This window comes from Fructilactobacillus sp. YLN 2507, assembly GCF_059614085.1.
Map to the genome: position 1 here is coordinate 162772 of NZ_CM184303.1, position 18765 is coordinate 181536.

General features: G+C 30.9%; 19 protein-coding genes. 15 read left to right on the forward strand and 4 right to left on the reverse strand.

Going from position 1 to position 18765, the window contains the following annotated elements; genetic code table 11:
* The first annotated feature begins 7 nt into the window (after positions 1-7).
* The 6 genes from AC0GLY_RS00705 to AC0GLY_RS00730 all read left to right on the forward strand — a co-directional run bounded on the left by AC0GLY_RS00705 (position 8) and on the right by AC0GLY_RS00730 (position 5046).
* Positions 8-1006 (forward strand): glycosyltransferase family A protein, encoded by a 999-nt coding sequence (locus AC0GLY_RS00705; RefSeq protein ID WP_496611667.1) that lies wholly within the window; start codon positions 8-10, stop codon positions 1004-1006.
* Positions 1003-2031, forward strand: a complete 1029-nt coding sequence (locus AC0GLY_RS00710; protein WP_496611668.1) for a glycosyltransferase — start codon at positions 1003-1005, stop codon at positions 2029-2031. The genes AC0GLY_RS00705 and AC0GLY_RS00710 overlap by 4 nt, the downstream gene beginning before the upstream one ends.
* A 208-nt stretch (positions 2032-2239) precedes the next feature.
* Positions 2240-2983, forward strand: a complete 744-nt coding sequence (locus tag AC0GLY_RS00715; RefSeq protein WP_496611669.1) for a YveK family protein — start codon at positions 2240-2242, stop codon at positions 2981-2983.
* 8 nt (positions 2984-2991) lie between these two features.
* The gene (locus AC0GLY_RS00720) at positions 2992-3729 is read left to right on the forward strand and encodes a CpsD/CapB family tyrosine-protein kinase (RefSeq protein WP_496611670.1); all 738 of its coding nucleotides are present in this window, start codon (positions 2992-2994) and stop codon (positions 3727-3729) included.
* Complete coding sequence (locus AC0GLY_RS00725; RefSeq protein WP_496611672.1) at positions 3726-4496, forward strand: tyrosine-protein phosphatase; 771 nt, start codon at positions 3726-3728, stop codon at positions 4494-4496. The genes AC0GLY_RS00720 and AC0GLY_RS00725 overlap by 4 nt, the downstream gene beginning before the upstream one ends.
* A gap of 46 nt (positions 4497-4542) precedes the next feature.
* Positions 4543-5046 carry an acyltransferase gene (locus tag AC0GLY_RS00730; protein WP_496611673.1) on the forward strand — a complete coding sequence of 168 codons (504 nt, stop codon included), beginning with the start codon at positions 4543-4545 and terminating at the stop codon, positions 5044-5046.
* A 111-nt stretch (positions 5047-5157) separates the two neighbouring features.
* Here the strand turns inward: AC0GLY_RS00730 and AC0GLY_RS00735 are convergent, their stop codons facing one another.
* Positions 5158-5943, reverse strand: coding sequence for a glucose 1-dehydrogenase (locus AC0GLY_RS00735; protein ID WP_496612214.1), 786 nt, complete (start codon positions 5941-5943; stop codon positions 5158-5160).
* 167 nt (positions 5944-6110) lie between these two features.
* Here AC0GLY_RS00735 and AC0GLY_RS00740 point away from each other — a divergent pair, with 167 nt between their 5' ends.
* Positions 6111-6497 carry an iron-sulfur cluster biosynthesis family protein gene (locus AC0GLY_RS00740; RefSeq protein ID WP_496611674.1) on the forward strand — a complete coding sequence of 129 codons (387 nt, stop codon included), beginning with the start codon at positions 6111-6113 and terminating at the stop codon, positions 6495-6497.
* A 113-nt stretch (positions 6498-6610) separates the two neighbouring features.
* Here the strand turns inward: AC0GLY_RS00740 and AC0GLY_RS00745 are convergent, their stop codons facing one another.
* From AC0GLY_RS00745 to AC0GLY_RS00755, 3 genes are all read right to left on the reverse strand, one after another.
* Positions 6611-7699, reverse strand: a complete 1089-nt coding sequence (locus AC0GLY_RS00745) for a baeRF3 domain-containing protein (RefSeq protein WP_496611675.1) — start codon at positions 7697-7699, stop codon at positions 6611-6613.
* A gap of 70 nt (positions 7700-7769) precedes the next feature.
* Positions 7770-8447, reverse strand: coding sequence for a TVP38/TMEM64 family protein (locus AC0GLY_RS00750; RefSeq protein WP_496611676.1), 678 nt, complete (start codon positions 8445-8447; stop codon positions 7770-7772).
* An 87-nt stretch (positions 8448-8534) separates the two neighbouring features.
* Positions 8535-10673 (reverse strand): ATP-dependent Clp protease ATP-binding subunit, encoded by a 2139-nt coding sequence (locus AC0GLY_RS00755; protein WP_496611677.1) that lies wholly within the window; start codon positions 10671-10673, stop codon positions 8535-8537.
* Positions 10674-10929: 256 nt separating this feature from the next.
* On the opposite strand from AC0GLY_RS00755, the gene AC0GLY_RS00760 reads away from it, so the two are divergent.
* From AC0GLY_RS00760 to AC0GLY_RS00795, 8 genes are all read left to right on the forward strand, one after another.
* Positions 10930-11925 carry an LCP family protein gene (locus AC0GLY_RS00760; protein WP_496611678.1) on the forward strand — a complete coding sequence of 332 codons (996 nt, stop codon included), beginning with the start codon at positions 10930-10932 and terminating at the stop codon, positions 11923-11925.
* 21 nt (positions 11926-11946) lie between these two features.
* Complete coding sequence (locus tag AC0GLY_RS00765; protein ID WP_496611679.1) at positions 11947-12630, forward strand: hypothetical protein; 684 nt, start codon at positions 11947-11949, stop codon at positions 12628-12630.
* 4 nt (positions 12631-12634) lie between these two features.
* Positions 12635-13840, forward strand: a complete 1206-nt coding sequence (locus AC0GLY_RS00770; RefSeq protein WP_496611680.1) for a hypothetical protein — start codon at positions 12635-12637, stop codon at positions 13838-13840.
* A gap of 61 nt (positions 13841-13901) precedes the next feature.
* Positions 13902-14858: a glycosyltransferase family 2 protein gene (locus AC0GLY_RS00775; protein ID WP_496611681.1), complete on the forward strand. Its 957-nt coding sequence runs from the start codon at positions 13902-13904 to the stop codon at positions 14856-14858.
* A gap of 2 nt (positions 14859-14860) precedes the next feature.
* Positions 14861-15697 (forward strand): GT-D fold domain-containing glycosyltransferase, encoded by an 837-nt coding sequence (locus AC0GLY_RS00780; RefSeq protein WP_496611682.1) that lies wholly within the window; start codon positions 14861-14863, stop codon positions 15695-15697.
* Between the two features lie 3 nt (positions 15698-15700).
* A complete protein-coding gene (locus AC0GLY_RS00785; protein ID WP_496611683.1) occupies positions 15701-16783 on the forward strand; it encodes a glycosyltransferase in 1083 nt (360 codons plus the stop codon).
* A gap of 10 nt (positions 16784-16793) precedes the next feature.
* Positions 16794-17696, forward strand: coding sequence for a glycosyltransferase family 2 protein (locus AC0GLY_RS00790; protein WP_496611684.1), 903 nt, complete (start codon positions 16794-16796; stop codon positions 17694-17696).
* Positions 17683-18741 (forward strand): glycosyltransferase, encoded by a 1059-nt coding sequence (locus AC0GLY_RS00795; protein WP_496611685.1) that lies wholly within the window; start codon positions 17683-17685, stop codon positions 18739-18741. Before AC0GLY_RS00790 ends, AC0GLY_RS00795 begins: the two co-directional genes overlap by 14 nt.
* The last annotated feature ends 24 nt before the right edge of the window (positions 18742-18765 follow it).

The following is an 18765-nucleotide window of genomic DNA, read 5'->3' on the forward strand; positions in this document are numbered from 1 at the left end:
TGTTTTAATGAAAAAGAATTATGTGGATATTATAATTCCAGTTTATAATAATTATGAATTCTTGGATGAGTGCTTTGAGTCTATAGAAAATCAAAGTTATGAATATTTGCATCCAATTATTGTTAATGACTGTTCAACAGATGCATCATTTGAATTAATTAAAAAGTATAAGGATAACTCTAAGTATGATGTTACTGTAATAAATAATAAAAACAATATGGGTGTATCTTATTCTAGAAATGAAGCTTTAAAAGAAATCTATGGAGAATTTTTAACATTTTTAGACGCAGATGATTTTATGCTTGAAAATCATATTAAAGTTCTTGTAAATTTATTAAATAATTATAAGAATGTTAGGTTGGCTGTTTCTGGAGGGGGAAGTCATTTAAAAATCAACCCTAAAAATTTAAAAAAAGTAAAAGTATATGATAGAAATAATGGTTTTTGTGAATTAATTGGTGTTAATGGAATTCAAGGATTCTTATGGAATAAAATGTTTTATGTAGAAGATATAAAAAAATATAACATTAAATTTGATGATAGAATATATATGGGTGAAGATTTATTATTTGTCTGTGAATTATATGCTAAATTGAATTCAGGAATAGTTTATAATCCACATATAACGTATTATTATAGGCCTAATCCAAATAGTGCCCTAAGAAAAAAGCAAGACCTAGATGGAATAAAAAGAAAAAGTAATAATTGGTTTGAAACTTATAAAAATATAATAAAGGCTGTTAAAAATTCCGATAATGGATTTTCTTATTATGCATTTAAAATGCTATATGCTCAGTATTATTATAAAACTGATGAGCTTTTTTACATTTTATATAGAGCAGGAGAATATTCTGAAGTTTCAAAAATAAAATCAGATTTTTTAATTTTTTTAAAAGAATACTTTATTACTCTATTGTTTAGCAAATATATTATTTTAAAAACTAAGAAAAGCATTATTTCATATACATTTAACAATTTAATGTGTATTTTTAGGAGAAAAATATGAGTAGGTATATTATAAATGTATCTCGAAATAAATCTATTGTTGGTGATGTTAAGCCTAAAACAGATGTTTCTGAGATTCTTGAAGAAAAACTAAATTTTAAAACAGTAAGTATAAAGGAATACAAGTATCATAAAATAGATAGTAACTTTTTAATTAAATATAGGATAAGACATGCTTTAAAAAAATTAAATTTGAGCAGTAATGATATTGTGTTGGTACATTACCCTATATATACTGGTGCTAAATTTGAGAACGAATTAATTGATTATTTGAATGATCACGATGTTACTAGTATTGCTTTAATTCATGACATTGATTCCCTAAGATTTAATTGGAGTATTTTTGGTAGTTTAAAAAACGAGGTTTCTTATTTAAACAAGTATGATTATGTTATTTCTCATAATGAAAGCATGACAAATAAGCTAAAGGAAAATGATTTAACTACTAATGTGCAAGATTTAAATGTTTTTGATTACTTATGTAAAAAAAATCCTAATAAAAATGATGCAAAATTTAAGTATAATATAACATTCGCTGGGAATTTAAATAAAGCAAAATTTTTAAAGAACCTGAAGATACATAAACCAATACATTTTGATCTTTATGGTAATATTGATAAACTAAGTGAAATTAATACCTCTATTGATTATCATGGTAGTGTTCCGCCAGATATTTTAGCTTCTAAAACAGGATTTGGATATGGATTAGTTTGGGATGGAAATAAATTAGATACAGTTTCTGGAAAAATTGGTAACTATTTGCAATTCAATAATCCTTACAAAATTTCTTCATACATTAGTTCTGGAATGCCAGTAATAGTATGGGATAAGTCTGCTTTAAATCCATTTGTAGTTGAAAATAATATCGGTATCTCAGTTAGTTCATTAAATGATTTGAATAGTACTTTAGAGAATATAAGTGATGAAGAATTTAATGAAATGGTAAAAAATGTTTCTCTTATTAGTGATAAAATGAGAAGTGGGTTTTATTTAACTAGTAGTATTGAAAAAATAATTAATAATTAATAATTAATTTAAAATATCCAAGAATTTATATAATTTAATTTTGAATTTATTTATGTAATATTAATTAAATTCAAAATTGTGTACCATAATGTCAAATAATACCCTTATTTTTGGGAAAATAATTTAGTTTCAGTTAAATAATTCATATGTAAATGATATCTTTGTATTATCATATTATATATAATAAGAAGATGATCGGAGAAATAAAATGAACAAAGATTTAAGTAATAGAAGTTATTCTTTAAAGAAGATTTTGGATATAATAATTAAAGATAAACGTTTAGTTATTTTTGTAACTTTAATTATTTTTTTAATTAGTGTTTTTATAACTTTTGGAGTAATGAAGCCTAAATATACATCAACTACCCAGCTACTTGTTAATCAAAAGGTTTCAAAAAATCAACTTGCACTTCAAGCACAACAAGTTCAATCTGATGTTCAACGGGTTTATACATATAAAGATATAATTACTAGTCCAGTGGTACAAAGAGCAGTTGCAAATGATTTGAAAAATCAAGGTGATGTTAAGAATGCAAAAATTGATGTAACTAGTCAGCAAAATTCACAAGTATTTTCAGTTTCTGCAACAACAGATAATCCATACTTATCTGCAAGTGTTGCAAATGATACAGCTAATGTTTTTCAAAAACGGATTAAAAAAATTATGGATGTTAACAGCGTGACAGTTGTATCAAAAGCCTATCCAAAATTAAAGCCTACTTCTCCTCACTATGTAATTAATCTTGCTATTGGTTTGATTTTAGGGATAATTATCGGATCAATGTTAGCTATTATTAGAGAATTAAATGATAAAAAAGTCTATGATGTTGATTACTTAGAAAATGATCTGGGATTAAATAATTTAGGTGTTCTTTTTGAAATTGATAAAAATAAAATGAGAAATAGCTTTAAAAATAATCATCGTCCAAATGATCATAGAAGAAGGGTATAGGTGTAATAATGGGATTATTTAAGAAAAATCAAAAATTAGATGATCAAACAATGAAAAATGGTGCGCCACTAATTGTTGAAGATGAACCAACATCACCAGTAGCTGAACAATTTAGAACTGTTCGAACTAATATTAAGTTTTCTATTATTGGTAACGATAATAAAGCTATTTCAATAACTTCAGCTAATCCTTCAGAGGGGAAAAGTATTTTTAGTGCTAATCTGGCAGCAACTTTTGCCCAACAAGGAGAAAAAACATTGTTAATTGATGCTGATTTGAGAAGACCAACAGTTCATAGAACTTTTATGTTATCTAATCAAAATGGTTTATCAAATCTTTTATCAGATTCTTCTAGTTTGAATGATGTGATTAAGAATACTCAGATTAGTAATTTAGATGTGATTACTAGTGGGCCTGTTCCACCTAACCCAGCAGAATTAATTGGAAGTGAAAATTTTACTGATATGTTGAAAGATTTAAATAGTAAATATGATCGTATTTTAATTGATACTCCACCAGTAAATGCTGCAACAGATGCTGCTCTTATTGCCTCAGATTGTTATGGTGTAGTTCTTGTTGTTCCACAGGGAATAGCAGATAAAGATGCTGTAAAAAATGCCGTTGAACAACTTCGTCGAGTTGATGCTAAGATTTTGGGGTCTGTTATGAATAGGGTTAGTGCTAAAAAATCTGAAGGTTACGGTGGATATTATGGCGGATATTATGGAACAGAGGAAAAACAATGATAGATGTTCATTGCCATATTCTTCCCGGTGTTGATGATGGTTCACCAAACATGGAAACTTCTTTAAAATTAGCCCGAGAAGCTGAAAATCAAGGAATAACTGCATCTTTACTTACTCCACATCATATGGATGGTCAGTATATTAATCATCGCAAAGATGTAGAGAAAGAAACTTTAGAATTTCAAAAGCAAATTAATGAGCATGGAATAAATTTTAAAGTTTTTCCTGGGCAAGAAGTTCATATCACAGGTGATTTGTTAAATGCAATTGATGACGGTGATATTTTGTTTGCAGATCCATATAATCGGTATATTATGCTTGAATTTCCACATTCAGAAGTTCCTGAATATACTGAAACAATGCTTTTTGAATTAAATGCTAGAGGCATAACTCCTGTGATTGTTCATCCTGAACGTAATCATGGTTTTCAAGATGATCATAAATTACTATATAAATTTGTGTCACAAGGTGCTGCTACTCAACTAACTGCAAGTAGCTATGTTGGTGTTTTTGGTCCTAAAGTTGAAAAATTTACTGAAGAAATTATAGAAGCTAATCTTGGAAGTACCTTTGGATCCGATGCTCATAATTTTAAAGGTCGTCGTTATCAAATGAAGGATGCATATTCTAAACTAGAAAAACAATTTGGTCCAAGAATAAAAGCTAGATATGAATATAATGCTAAGGCAATCTTAAATGGTGATAATATTGAACAAGGGGACATTAAGCCAATTGTGAAAAAAAAGAAATTTTTGGGATTATTCTAGGATTCATTAAAGATAATATAGTTGTTAAATATAAAGAAGGAAAATTATGAGATGGATATTTAACCTAATTATAAAAGTTGTTAGAAAAATTAGAATTATAACTTTAACTACTTTCTATAAAATAGAATATAAGAATAGAATTGATATTGATAATTCGTTAAATTTTAGAAAGGGATTCTCACTTTTTATTAATCCCCAAAGTGGGATGTTGCACATAGGAAAAAATGTATTTTTTAATTCTTTCTGTAGTGTTAATGTTTTAGGGAAAGTTTCAATTGGCGATAATTCCATTTTTGGTGAAAACGTTAGACTTTTTGATCATAATCATAAGTTTATTAAATCGGATGTTCCAATTGCTGAGCAAGGATTTAAAGTAGATGGTATTTCTATTGGTAAAAATTGCTGGATTGGTTCTAATGTTGTTATATTGAAAGGTGTAACAATAGGAGACCATGTAGTTATTGGTGCAGGATGTATTGTTTATAAAGATGTACCTGATGATACAGTAGTTATTTGTAAACAGGACCAAATAGTCAAAAAAATCAAATAGTATTTTATTGCTATTTAAGATTATTATTTTTTAAAATCAAAATTAAAAAGTCGATGATGACAAGCACTTATGGGCTGTCATCATCGACTTTTTGGTTTAATCTTTAAAATATTAACCTTTACCGCCTTGGAATGAAGGGTAGAGGGTCATACCACCATCAACGTATAGAGATACACCAGTGATATAACTAGCTTGATCAGAAGCTAAAAATGCAGCAGCTGCGGCAACTTCTGATGGTTTACCAATGCGACCCATTGGAACCATTGCTACAGTTTCTTCATAAGTCTTTGGATCGGCAAATTTTTTAGCGTTAATTGGAGTATTAATTGCTCCTGGACAAATTTGATTAATTCGAACGTTTTGCTTAGCATATTCCATTGCAGTCGTTTCAGTGAATAATTTAACTCCACCTTTACTTGAAGCATAACTAGCAAAGTTAGGCCATGGAATTTGTTGATGAACAGAAGAAGTGTTCACGATGGCACCTTGTTTCTTGTTAGCAAGCCAGTAGTTAAGGGCTGCTTTAGTACCTAAGAAAGTACCAGTAAGGTTAACTGAAATAACTTGATTCCAGTCGTCTAATGGAATCTCATTAGTAGGACAATGTTTTTCCATTCCAGCATTATTGAAGAAGACATCTAAACCACCAAAGGCATCAACGGCAGTTTGTACTAATTTGTTGGCACTATCCTCATCACTAATATCACCTTGTTCAATTACGGCTTTACCACCATTTTGTTCAACGATTGCTTTCGTAGCATTAGCAGCATCAACGTTCTTGTGGTAGTTGATAACCACGTTCATGTGTTCTTGGCCTAAACGTTCAGCAATGGCTGCACCGATTCCAGAGTCTCCTCCAGTAATTACGGCAGTCTTACCTTCTAAATCTTTATACATAACCATTTAACTTACCTCTTTCTTTATTTAATATAATAACTTTATCATATTCGTGTATAAACCTTTAGTAATTTGCTTTATAAAAAATAAATTGTGAACAATCTATTTGGCATAGATCGAAAATGATGTTACTATAATGGTGTAAAAAGAAAAGGAAAGGGGAGTTTATGATGGAATTAACAATTACTAATGAAGCAATGACATATCTAAAAAAACGGTTACCAGCAGCAAAGTACTTTATTTTAACTGCTGATGATGGTTCTAATCAATACTCGCAAGGTGGTGGGGCATGTACAGTTGGTGATACTTTCCAAGTTGTTGGGGTAGTTAAATTAGAAGCGCCATATGATCAAGAGCTTCAAACTAATCAAGAGGCTCCATTCTATACCAGTAAAAATGATGAAACTTTCTTTGATGCGGGTATGAAACTTGATTTCAAGAATAACTGGCTTCAATTGAAGACTAATAGTGAAATGTTAGATGGCCAAGTTACTACTAACGATGCGACTAAACCTGTTAAAAACGAAGGTATGGGCGCAATTAAAGGCTGCTAATTATGATAGTAAGAGATATTAATCAAATGTTGATTAATATCTCTTTTTAGTTAAAAATAGGGCAAAAAAAGAAGCCACACCAAGTGTGACTTCAAATTAATGTTTAAATTATCTTACCATCTTAAGATAGCAGCAACTTTTGCATCGCTAGGCATATCTGAAGCAGGAAGAACAGTAACATCACCATCTAAACCTAATACAGTAAGAGCTAAAGTATTAAGTTCGTTGGCTGGACGGCTACCTTCAGTGTTAACTTCAACAGTTTCACCATTGTCTTTGCTTTGAACGTAAGCATCATCTTGAATAATCAAGTTAGCAATGCGATCTTCTTCAGCAGCTTTAACGATTTCATCGAAGTTGTCAGTTGCTTTTTTAGCACCTAACATTTCGCTGTATTTACCTTTAACTGATTTTTCACCATCAGCAACGAATTGATCATGAATTTGTTGAGCAATTTCTTGGGCATTTTCACCAGCATTTTTAACGGCCGCATCAATTTCAACAGCCTTATCTTGGACCAAGTAAGGGTTGTGTGAAGCTTTTTCAAAACGACCAGCATCTTCAGCGTTAGCAACTAAGACTAATGGGTTATGGTCAACGTTTGAATAACGTTTTTGTACATACTTGTCAACTTCTTCAAAGTAGTCATGAGTATCAAATTCTGGACCATTTTTCTTAGGATCGTGGATCGTGTTAGTTTCTGTTTTATCACTATTAAATGGATCTGCAGGAACATTATCGGGATCAGTAACGTCTAAGTCTTTAACGTTGTAGAGCTTGTATGAGTCACGTTGTAGGAATAACATATCAAAGTTAGGAGCAAATTGTAGTTGTTTAACAACTGGTAAAACTTGTAATTTGTCACTAAATGAGAATGATGGTTGTGGAGCGTAGTTTAGTTTGTAAGCTACCAATGAATCGTTAGTTACGTAAAGCACTACCCCTTTGGCAATTGATGCGTTAGGTTTAAGTGTCTTTAAGTAGTTTTTAATTTGGAATTCGTATGCATTCCATAATTCTGGCTTGTATACTTTTTGGAAAGCATCCTTAGCTGAGTCTACTAAGCTATCAGTTTGAATTTTGTCTAATCTAGTATCATCTAGTTTAGGGTCTAAAGGAATAGTAATAGTTACAACTGGACCACTTTGTGCTTCTAAGTCCAATAAATTTTTGATTTGACCTTTTTGATCGTGTCTTGACATGGTATAAAATCCTCCAATATATATTGTTATCAATCTCTATCATACACCAATTTTAATTTGTTCGTTAGTCCTATAGCTCATCTTTCACCATCTTTTTCAATAAATGATTAGCAAAAACCAAGAAAATAGTGATAATGATAATTAAAATTATTAAATGTTTCCAGTCGGCTTTGAAGATGGCGTTGCCCCCTAAAGCATACACTAATGAAATTGGGAATGGACCTAAAATTGCGGTCATAAAAATAATTCGTTTATTATATTTCTTTTCGTCTTGATTAGCTTGCATACTAACTAAGTACGAAGGAATAATTGGAATTGAATAGCCAATGATTAGTGACATTAATGGGTTCTTAGAATGCTTAAAGTGAGCAGTAAAACGATTATTTTTATACTTTTTTTGTAAGTCTTTTTTTAAATAACCGATGAAATTAATTGCAGCAATATTTCCTAATCCAATTGAAAAAGTGTTAATTAAAGTTCCCCAGATTGGACCAAAACAAATTCCGGTAATGATTCCAATTGGTACGACCGGAAATCCAGGAATGATAGTCCCGAGATACATCAGAATCATTAAGATTATGACATCAATTAAACCATGTTCACGAATTTGGGCAATTGCTAGATTTCGTTCTTTAGGATTAAACATCATTTCAATTTGTGGCTGATAATCTTTAAATAAAAGGTAGAGAAAAAGCAAACTAACTAAAATGGCAACTATTTTAAAGACTTTTAATTTATTAATTTTCATAAGTTATCCTTATCGTGTTTTACGATAATTATATAACAAAAAGGATATAACCGAAAATGGTTATATCCTTTTAGAAAATTGAATTAATTATTTAGTTGCTTTTTCATTAGCTTCAATTTTGATTGTGTCGTTTTTGTGGTCAAGAACAGCTTTAATGTTCTTAATGTCTTGGTGATCCAAGTAGAACATAGCAATCTTATCACGTAATTGTTGTTCAATTACTCGACGAAGTGGACGAGCACCCATAGCTTCGTCATAACCTTGTTCCATCAACCAGTTTTTGACTTCATCACTGATTTCTAGTTTCATATCTTTCTTAGCCAAAGTATCGTTTAAGTTATCAATCATAAGATCAACAATTTTACTTAAATCAGGTTTAGTTAAGTGACTGAATTCAACGATAGCGTTGAAACGGTTTAAGAATTCTGGTCTGAAGTATGGAGCTAAACGATCCATAATCTTAATGTCTTCTTTTTGGTTCTTGGTCATTGCATCGTTACCAAAGCCAGCGTTTGAAGTAGCGATGATAACAGTGTTTTTAAAGTTAACCACATTACCTTGACCATCAGTTAAGCGACCATCATCCATTACTTGAAGTAATAAAGTGATAACTTGTGGGTTAGCTTTTTCAATTTCATCAAGTAAAACAATTGAGTATGGATTTCTTCTTACACGTTCAGTAAGAGTATTTCCATTATCATTGTAACCAACGTAACCAGCAGTAGCACCAATCATTTTTGAAACAGCAGTTTCGTCTTGGTATTCTGACATATCAAGTCTGATAATTGAATCTTCATTGTTAAACATATCTTTAGCTAATTGTTTAACTAATTCAGTTTTACCAACTCCAGTAGGTCCAACAAATAAGAATGAACCAATTGGACGATTACCGTCATCGAAACCAGCACGGTTACGACGAATAGCGTCAACAACAGCGTCAACAGCTTCATCTTGACCGATAAGGTGAGCTTTCAAACGACCATCCATACTCTTCAAACGTTCCATATCATCAGTGCTCATTTGTGAAACTGGGATACCAGTTAAACGTTCAACTGAGTTAGCAATATCGGAAGTGGTAGCAACTGGAACATCATTTGATTCAGTTTCGTTACTAAGTTTCTTTTCAATTTCTTCAATTTTAGCTTTATCTTTAGCAGCTTCTTCAAATTTTTCTGCTTTAGCGTGAGCAGCTTTTTGATCTTTAGCGGCTTTAAGATCTTTTTCAAGGCTCACTTTATCAGTAACAGGGTGCTTTGCAGCTAAGTGAGCAGCAGTCATATCAACTAAATCAATTGCTTTATCAGGTAATGATCTTTGAGGAATGTATTGATCAGAATAATCAATTGCAGCTTTCAAAACATCATCTGGTAATTTAACTTGATGGTGATCTTCATAAGCTTTACGAATTCCTTTAAGAATTTCGAAAGTAGTTTCTTTACTTGGAGCATTTACTACAACGTCATTGAAACGGCGTGCTAAAGCAGCATCTTTCATGATAGTGTTACGATATTCATCTTGAGTAGTGGCACCAATTACTGAAATTTCACCACGTGATAAAGCTGGTTTTAAGATATCTGATAAACCTTTACCACCGGTTTCATCACCAGATGCACCAGCACCAACAATTTGGTGAATTTCGTCAAAGAATAGGATAACGTTTTTACGTTCTTCAACTTCTTTAACTAATTTTTGAATGTTTTCTTCGTAAGCACCACGGTATTGAGTCCCAGCCTCTAATGAAGAAAGATCAACTGAAATAATTTGTTTGTCTTTGATGGTTGCAGGAACATCACCTTTGACAATTTTTTGAGCTAAACCTTCAACAATAGCAGTTTTACCAACACCGGCATCACCAACTAAAATTGGATTATTTTTAATTCGACGACTTAAAATTTCAGCCGTTTCTTGAATTTCTTTATCACGACCAATAACTGGATCAAGTAAACCTTGTTTAGCTTCATCAGTTAAGTTACGGCCAATCTTATCAAGGTAGCTTTCTGCTTTTTGTTGTTTTGCTTGAGCAGGGTTAGCACCATTATGGCTACCAACTTGACCAGGAATTTGACCTGTTCTTCTCATTTCTGCGACTTGTTCAGGAGTGAGTTCATGTCCGTTAACTGAGTAACGCGCATTTGCGCTATTTCCCATGTTATTAAATAAACTATTGAAAATGTCATCCATTCCATTTCCACCAAATGGATCGTTTCCAAAACCATTGTTTGCCATTCTATAATCCCTCTTTCAAGTTTTATTAAAATCTAAGTAAAGTTGTTTCCAACTTCTTAACATATATTATAAAACTGGTTACCATTAAATGTGTAGTTATTTGCTCACTTTTAGTCAAAAAAGGTCAAAAATTAAACTTTTCTTAACAATAAATATAATTAATGCAAAAGGGATACAATTAAAAAAATATTTAAAAAGTCATTGATGTTTGTTAAACTGGTATTATTATTACCGAATCAAAAAGAGGAGTCTGACTATGCAAGAAAGTCGTGTTCAAAGAGATCAATTTGAAAAAGAACCAAATCATAAGAAACGAAATATTATTTTAATTATCATTGCTGTAATTGTTTTAATTATACTTGGATTTGGAGCATACAAGTTTGCTTCTATTAAAGGTGCAGTTGATAATGCTTACAAAGATTCTGGAATAAATAAGGAACGTGACACTTCTAAATTGTTAAACCAAAAGAAACCAATTTCGATTTTATTAATGGGAACCGATACAGGTGAATTAGGCCGTGATGATAAAGGAAGAACGGATTCAATGATGGTAATTACCATTAATCCCCAAACCAAAAAGACTTTAATCACTAGTATTCCTCGGGATACGGCTGTTAATATTCCCGGATTCGAGGATGAAGGGGTAGCAAAAATTAATGCGGCTTATGCATATGGAAGTGCTAAAACTTCTATCGATACTATTCAAAAAATGTTAAACATTCCAATTGATTTTTATGCAGTAGTTAACATGCATGGTTTGGAACAAATTATTAATCAAATTGGTGGAATAACAATTAAGCCACTCTTAACTTTTGATTATGAAGGGTACCACTTTACCAAGGGGGTTTCGACCCACATGAATGGTAAAAAAGCCCTTGCTTATACACGAATGAGATATGATGACCCAGAAAATGATTACGGACGGGAAAAACGGCAACGTCAAGTGCTTGAGGAAGTTGCTGAAGATAGTGGCTCAGTTGATGCGCTATTAAATCCTGGCTTTATTAATTCACTATCAAAATCAACGAGGACTGATATGACTTTTGGAGACTTAACTTCAATTGCAAAAGGGTATCTTGGGGCTCGTGACAATATGGATAATACTTACATTCAAGGACAAACTACTAGAGAAATCAATGGGGCAAGTATGCAAGTTACCCCTGAATCAGAATTACAAAATACAACCAATCAAATTAGAAACAATTTAGGGCTACCTGCGGCTCAAACTGGTGATATTGCGGTTAATAATTAAAAAGAGGAAGGTGAATGAAGCTTGGATTATACTAACTTACAGTATTCCCTCTTTAAACTAGGTCATGTTTTAAATTCAACTGTTTTTGCTATCTTAGTAGCAATAATTCTAGCGACTGCAATCGTTACTTACTTTTTTGTAAATGCTGTTCAAGAACAGCCGAATATTTCTCTTTCAAAATTAAAAAAACTTAAATTATGGAAAAGAATCAGTTTAATCGTTTTTGGTGGATTGATTATCGTCTTATTTATTGGGCGTTACATTACTGATGGAGTTGATGGGCCGAACGCTGTTGACAATGACAACAAATCTAGTGTAATTGCAAAAGGAAAAGTCATTAAAATGAACCATCGCTCTAATACGCTAATGATTGCTCTTAATGGAAGTCGGAAAGTAATTACAGTTAAATCAGATGTTCCTCCCGTTGCATTAGACGATCCAAACATCGAAAAATACGATGGAGCTCATATTAGTAAACGTCAGTTTGATAAAATTAATGTCGGGGATTACGTTAAGCTTCAAAACCATAAAGCTGTATTTAAGTACAAAAATCATGCTAAATATGGTCATGATAACAATACAGAAAGACAAATTAAGAGGTTTAACAATAACGATGTTAATGGTGAAGTAATCAAAATCAAGTCTAATCCATATAGTTATTTTTATGGGTATACCAGACCGTACTATGAAAGTGAGTTGGAATAGCTTAATGCTAAGCAAATTAAAATCTATCATTCCAGACCAAAATGAAGTTAAAAAAATACGGGTAAATATTGCTTTAACCTTTTTTGGAATTTATTTAATTATGATGTTTGCTACTTTAGTTTATGCATATTGGATTCCTTCCAATGGCGTATTTTTTGGAATGTTATCCAATCTTTCAACTTTGTTTTTAATAATCGGTTGTTTAGTTAGCGTTTCATTAAGAAAACCAAGTCAATCATACTTGATTTATGGGGGATTAATTGTTTTAGGAATTATTATTCGTCATGAATCAACAATTGCTTTCCCCCTATGGTTTTTCCTGATTTTACTGATGCTCAGTGAAATAAGTTTTACTAAAATCGTTAAGGTTTTCTTCTATGTAACTGCTCCATTAACAATTTTTACGTTAACGATGGGGTACTTCAGGCTTATTCCAACTATGCAATCACCACGAAATTTTGGAACCAACGGTGAAGTAATTTGGCGACAAGGACTAGGTTTTAATTGGGTAACTTTACCATCTCAATTATTATTTTATTTAACTTTGTCATATTTTTTCTTAAAAAAAGGTCTAATTTCATGGAAATCAATTATTGTAATTGTGTTAATAGATATTTTTTTGTATGTACAAACAGATACTAAAAATCCATTTCTATTAGTTTTGTTAATCGTTTTTGTATCTATCATACTCAATTCTAAAAATAAGGTTAAAATATTACCATTATTAAATATTAATATATTAGGATACGTTTCTATTGTTATTTTTCCATTATGTTTTATTTTTTCGTTATTATTTGCTTGGATAGGAACAAATGGTTATATTATGGGGAAACTTGACCATTTAATGTCTAACAGGATTTTTTATTCCCATATTGGATTAGAAAAATATGGAATTCATCTTTTTGGATCTAAAGTAGTATATAATGTTCTTAATCCAGCTCATATGCTTAAAGGAACTTATTTTTATTTAGATAACTCTTATATGCAGTACTTAATTAATTTTGGAATTATTTTTGTATTGTTAATAATTATTTTATTAACAATACAAATGATTAGAGAATATAAAAATAAAAACTGGTATGTATTAATTGTTTTTATTTTCATAGCTATTCATAGTTTAGGAGATCCGCAATTAATGTATATATCGTATTCACCTTTTGTGCTAATTATTGGAAATGTTATTGATGATTTTAGACTTTTTAATCGATAAGCAAATAAAAATTCACTGATTTTTGAATATTATAAAAACATCTTTAAGGAGTATCTCTATTATGATTGATATTAGCGTGATTATACCTTGCTATAATTCTGCAAAAACGATTAAGCAAACTTTAGATTCAATTTTAAATCAACAAACTAAATATAATTTTGAAATTGTAGTAATTGATGATGGTTCTTCAGATAATACTGTAGATATTATAAAGAGACGAATGGATAGTCATCCAAATATTCGTCTCTTTTTTCAAAGGCATAAATTTCAAGCCGAAGCACGTAACCTTGGTATTGAAAAGGCATCGGGAAAGTACTTAATGTTTGCAGATGCTGATGATTTGTATCAACCTGGATTTATCAATGAAATGGGTAACTTGATTAAAAATCGTCAGTTAGTAATTGCTGGAATTGAAAAAAAGTTTAGTTCAGGAATAACTGAAGTTGAAAGTCATTCTATTTTACAAAACTCGCACAACCAAGCCGAATTAATTGGTAATTATTTGACTAAGAATCAGGAGATGGATGTTGGGTTGTGGAATAAAATTTTTGTTAAAGAAATCATTACGAAAAATCAGCTTAAAATGAATAATAAAAATTTTTTTGAGGATAGTTTATTTGTTTTACAATATTTATTTGTAATTAATTATTGCGAAATTGGGTACACTGATTTTATTGGTTATACGTTGTTTAAACGTTCTGGATCGACTACCAATAGCTTTGACTCAAGACTTTTGGAAAAATGTGATTTTTATATTAATGAAGTTGCTAAAATTGTCGCTAAAAAGCCTGAAATTAAGAAGTATTTTAATGCCTTTAAAGCTAGAATTTATTTATTTTATGTTCACAGAAATATTTTAAACGACACTCAATGGTCAAATAAAAAACAGAAACAAATTTTAAAAAATATCATTAAAATTAGCACTTTTAGATACCTTTCACTTAAATATTCAATTGCAATTCTGTTTGCCTATTTAATGCCCCAGAAATATATTGAGTTGTATCGGAAACGGAGTTAAATATGAATTTTAAAAGTTTAGCACATAAAGTTATTGTTGATTCAATTTATGTACCAGTTTATAAATTGTTTTATGCAAGCAGTTATTGTTCATTAACAATCGCATCGATTGAACAAACAATTGATGCAATTGTTAATCAAAAAATATCATTAAGTAGATTTGGTGACGGTGAGTTTAAGTGGATTGATATGACTGATCAAGGATCTTATGAGATTGATTCACCTGAATTAAGGAAGCGGTTACTGGAAGTATTAAAATCTGATAACGAAAAAGTAGGAATTGCGTTACCGCAAGCTTTTCGGGACCCTCAGATTTTAACGGCTAAAATGTATTGGGAAAGAGAAATGGGCTTTTATGGAAGAACTTGGTTAACTAATCTTAACTCCGAAAAATATTACTACAATACTAGTGTCACTCGACCATATATGGATTTAAAAAATAAAGCAGTTGCAAAATATACTTTTGATAAATTTAAAACATATATGAAAAATAAGACTGTTTTAGTGATTGAAGGAAATAATACTCATTTTGGCGAGGACAATGACTTATTACATAATTGTAATGATGTTATTCGATTAGAAGGCCCAGCTAAAAACGCTTTTGAATCATATGAACAAATTAAAAATGATGCTAAAAAATTAATTGAAACTTATCAACCTGACTTGGTTTTGATTGCTTTAGGACCTACGGCTACCATTTTAGCCTATGATTTAACAATTGAAAATAACGTTCAATCAATTGATATTGGTCATTTTGATATAGAATACAGTTGGTACTTAGATGGGGCTACTAAAAGAACTTTTGTAGAAGGAAAAGATGTTAATGAAGTTGGTGATTAATTAGTGAAGAAAAAAGTCGCAATCATTGGAAATGGATTAAGTGGCAAGGGTGGAACCGAAAGTGTGCTAGCTTATCTTGGAAATTGTAAAGCAATTCTTAATCAGTTTAATTTAGAATTGTTTATTTTTAGCCCAGTTAAATATCAATCATTTTTAAAAATCTGTGGGTATAATCATGTTTATAGTACGCAGATTAAAAATAAATATATTCGTTTGGTAAAAATATTTTTATATCTAATGTTTTTTGATGGTAGTGCTTTGCTAGTAACTGATCAAAAAGTGTTACAAGCTGCGTATTATATAAAGAAATTTTTCCATAAAAAATACAAAATTATTTTTTGGAACCACTATGCTTTAGACAAAGATGTTTTAGCAAATAACAAAAATAGTGTTGAAATTGATTTCAATAAAATTAAACTAGCTGATTATTATTTTGCAATTTCCTCTGGGATTAAGCAGGAACTAGTCGAAAATGGAATTCCAGCAGAAAAAGTTGATGTTATTTATAATCCAATTCAACCTAAGAAACGTCTTATACCAGCTGACCAACAAGTTTGTCGTTTTATTTACATTGCGCGAATTCAAATGGGCGGCCAAAAAAATCTAGGGGGGTTATTGAGCAGTTTAGCAAAATTGGACGGAAACTGGGTACTTGATGTATATGGTTCTGGCGATGACTTACAGCTAGCCAAAACATTTGTGAACCAACAACCTAATTTGAAAAAGCGTGTAACATTTAAAGGATGGATTTCAGATCCATGGAAGCAAATTAAAACAGCTAATGCCTTACTGTTAAACTCTGATTATGAAGGATTGCCAATGGTTTTAGCGGAAGCACTTAGTTATGGAATTCCTTGTGTCTCATCAGATTGTCCTACTGGACCAAATGATTTAATTGTTCCTGGAAAAAATGGTTTTTTATACCCGGTTCATGATTACCAAAAAATGAATGAAGAACTAACGCTAATCATTAATAAACAGGTTAATTTCGATCAAAGTAAAATTATTCAGTCAGTTGATTTTACGTATAATGAAAAATATGATAAACGGTTTATTGATGATTTAAGGGCAATTATAGAAAAGTAGGAGGTAAGCAATGAATGAAAAATCAGTTGCATTAATTATGGTGACATATAACCGATTAGACCTTTTAAAAGGTGCTTTAGAAACCATTTTTCAGCAAACAGTTCCCGTTGATGGAATTTTTGTAATTAATAATAATAGTACGGATGGAACTGAAGCATATTTAACGACATTGATGGAAAAACAGCCTAATTTATTTGTTAAGAATCTTACTAAAAATGTCGGTGGGGCTGGTGGATTTAATGCAGGAATGAAGTTTGCCTATCAAAAGCATGATTATGATTTTTATTGGTTAATGGATGATGACACTTACCCAAGTGAAAATGCTTTAGCTAATCTATTGAAAGCTGATAATAAGATTGAAAATGTAGGCTTTTTGTCTAGTGATGTAGTGTGGAACGATGGTAGTCCGGTTAAAATGAACGTTCCAGTAGTCTCGTCAGTTTGGAATGATAAGGTGCAAGCGGGGTTAGTAGGACTTGAATCAGGGTCATTTGTTTCAATGCTTGTTAGTAAAGCGGCCCTACATAAAGTGGGATTACCAATTAAAGAATTTTTTATTTGGGGAGATGATATGGAATATTCCCGCAGAATTTCTCAAGCTTTTCCAGCTTATTTTGTTTCTGATAGTTTGGTAACTCATAAAACAGGCTCCAATAATGGAGTTGACATTATTTCTGAAAAGGGAGACCGTGTTCAACGGTATTATTATGATAATCGCAATCAATTTTACATGGCTAAAAAACAAGGCTTTAAGCAAGGACTAAAATTTGTACTTAATCGGATTTCCTTAAGCATTAAAATTTTATTTTCAAATAGTGAAATGAAACTGAAAAAAGTTGGCGTAATTTTTAAAGGAATTTGGTCTGGATTGTTTTTCAATCCTCAAATTGAGTATGTTAATGATGAAAAATAAACCAACGGTAGCATTGATTGGCTCAGTTGCAGGTCGTGGGGGATTAGAGACAGTTATTACCCATGTGCTAACTAGCTCATTTATCAATGAAAATTTAAACTTATCATTTTTTATTTTTCGCAAAGTTAAATTTAATGATTTTTTTGCAAAATTAAAAAACGTTAAAATTAATAAGACTAATTTAACTAATAACTTTTTATGCCTAATCAGACTAATTGTTTTTTTGATTTTATTTCAAGGGGATGCCTTAGTGATTATGACTCCCAATGCTATTCCAATTGCTAGTTTAATTAAAAAAGTCTTTTTTAAGCGGTATCAAATTATCTCGTGGATGCATAACTCTAATCAAGACCAGGCATTAGATTACAAAAAATTAAAACAAGCTGATGGTAACTTAGCGATTTCTAATGAAATTAAACAAGAAATTATCAATCAAGGCGTTGAACCTAGTCATATTCAGGCGATTTTTAATCCGGTTAAACCAGAAGAAAAGACCATTTTACCCTTAGAAGACGGATGTCGTTTCATTTATGTTGGTCGGTTATTATTAGATGGACAAAAAAATCTCCGCGGTTTATTAAAGTGTTTAAATAAATTAAAGGGAAATTGGACATTTGAAATTTATGGGAAAGGTCCTGATTTTGCTGAAGCCCAACAATTAGTGAAACAAAATCTTAATTTAAAGGATAAAGTAATTTTTAAAGGCTGGGTCATTAATCCCTTTAGTCAGATCAAAAAAGCGAATGCTTTATTGTTAAATTCTAATTATGAAGGTTTTGGGATGGTCTTAGCAGAAGCAATGAGTTATGGAATTCCATGCATTTCTTCTGATTGTGTAGCTGGGCCCAGTGACATTATCCAGCCAGATGTTAATGGATTTCTTTATCCCGTTAACGATGAGGGTGCTTTACAAAAATATTTACAGAAGTTTGTTACTCATCAAGTTAATTTTGATGCGCAAACGGTTAAAGAATCCATTAAGTTCCTTTATGAACAGCAATATGATGAAAGGTTTGTTCAAGCAATTGAATACTTTTTGAAATAATTTTAAAAAAACAATAAAAATTGC

Coding starts and splice junctions, on each gene's coding strand:
- AC0GLY_RS00705 (WP_496611667.1), top strand. CDS start 8: ATGAAAAAGAATTATGTGGATATTATAATTCCAGTTTATAATAATTAT.
- AC0GLY_RS00710 (WP_496611668.1), top strand. CDS start 1,003: ATGAGTAGGTATATTATAAATGTATCTCGAAATAAATCTATTGTTGGT.
- AC0GLY_RS00715 (WP_496611669.1), top strand. CDS start 2,240: ATGAACAAAGATTTAAGTAATAGAAGTTATTCTTTAAAGAAGATTTTG.
- AC0GLY_RS00720 (WP_496611670.1), top strand. CDS start 2,992: ATGGGATTATTTAAGAAAAATCAAAAATTAGATGATCAAACAATGAAA.
- AC0GLY_RS00725 (WP_496611672.1), top strand. CDS start 3,726: ATGATAGATGTTCATTGCCATATTCTTCCCGGTGTTGATGATGGTTCA.
- AC0GLY_RS00730 (WP_496611673.1), top strand. CDS start 4,543: ATGAGATGGATATTTAACCTAATTATAAAAGTTGTTAGAAAAATTAGA.
- AC0GLY_RS00735 (WP_496612214.1), bottom strand. CDS start 5,943: ATGTATAAAGATTTAGAAGGTAAGACTGCCGTAATTACTGGAGGAGAC.
- AC0GLY_RS00740 (WP_496611674.1), top strand. CDS start 6,111: ATGATGGAATTAACAATTACTAATGAAGCAATGACATATCTAAAAAAA.
- AC0GLY_RS00745 (WP_496611675.1), bottom strand. CDS start 7,699: ATGTCAAGACACGATCAAAAAGGTCAAATCAAAAATTTATTGGACTTA.
- AC0GLY_RS00750 (WP_496611676.1), bottom strand. CDS start 8,447: ATGAAAATTAATAAATTAAAAGTCTTTAAAATAGTTGCCATTTTAGTT.
- AC0GLY_RS00755 (WP_496611677.1), bottom strand. CDS start 10,673: ATGGCAAACAATGGTTTTGGAAACGATCCATTTGGTGGAAATGGAATG.
- AC0GLY_RS00760 (WP_496611678.1), top strand. CDS start 10,930: ATGCAAGAAAGTCGTGTTCAAAGAGATCAATTTGAAAAAGAACCAAAT.
- AC0GLY_RS00770 (WP_496611680.1), top strand. CDS start 12,635: ATGCTAAGCAAATTAAAATCTATCATTCCAGACCAAAATGAAGTTAAA.
- AC0GLY_RS00775 (WP_496611681.1), top strand. CDS start 13,902: ATGATTGATATTAGCGTGATTATACCTTGCTATAATTCTGCAAAAACG.
- AC0GLY_RS00780 (WP_496611682.1), top strand. CDS start 14,861: ATGAATTTTAAAAGTTTAGCACATAAAGTTATTGTTGATTCAATTTAT.
- AC0GLY_RS00790 (WP_496611684.1), top strand. CDS start 16,794: ATGAATGAAAAATCAGTTGCATTAATTATGGTGACATATAACCGATTA.
- AC0GLY_RS00795 (WP_496611685.1), top strand. CDS start 17,683: ATGATGAAAAATAAACCAACGGTAGCATTGATTGGCTCAGTTGCAGGT.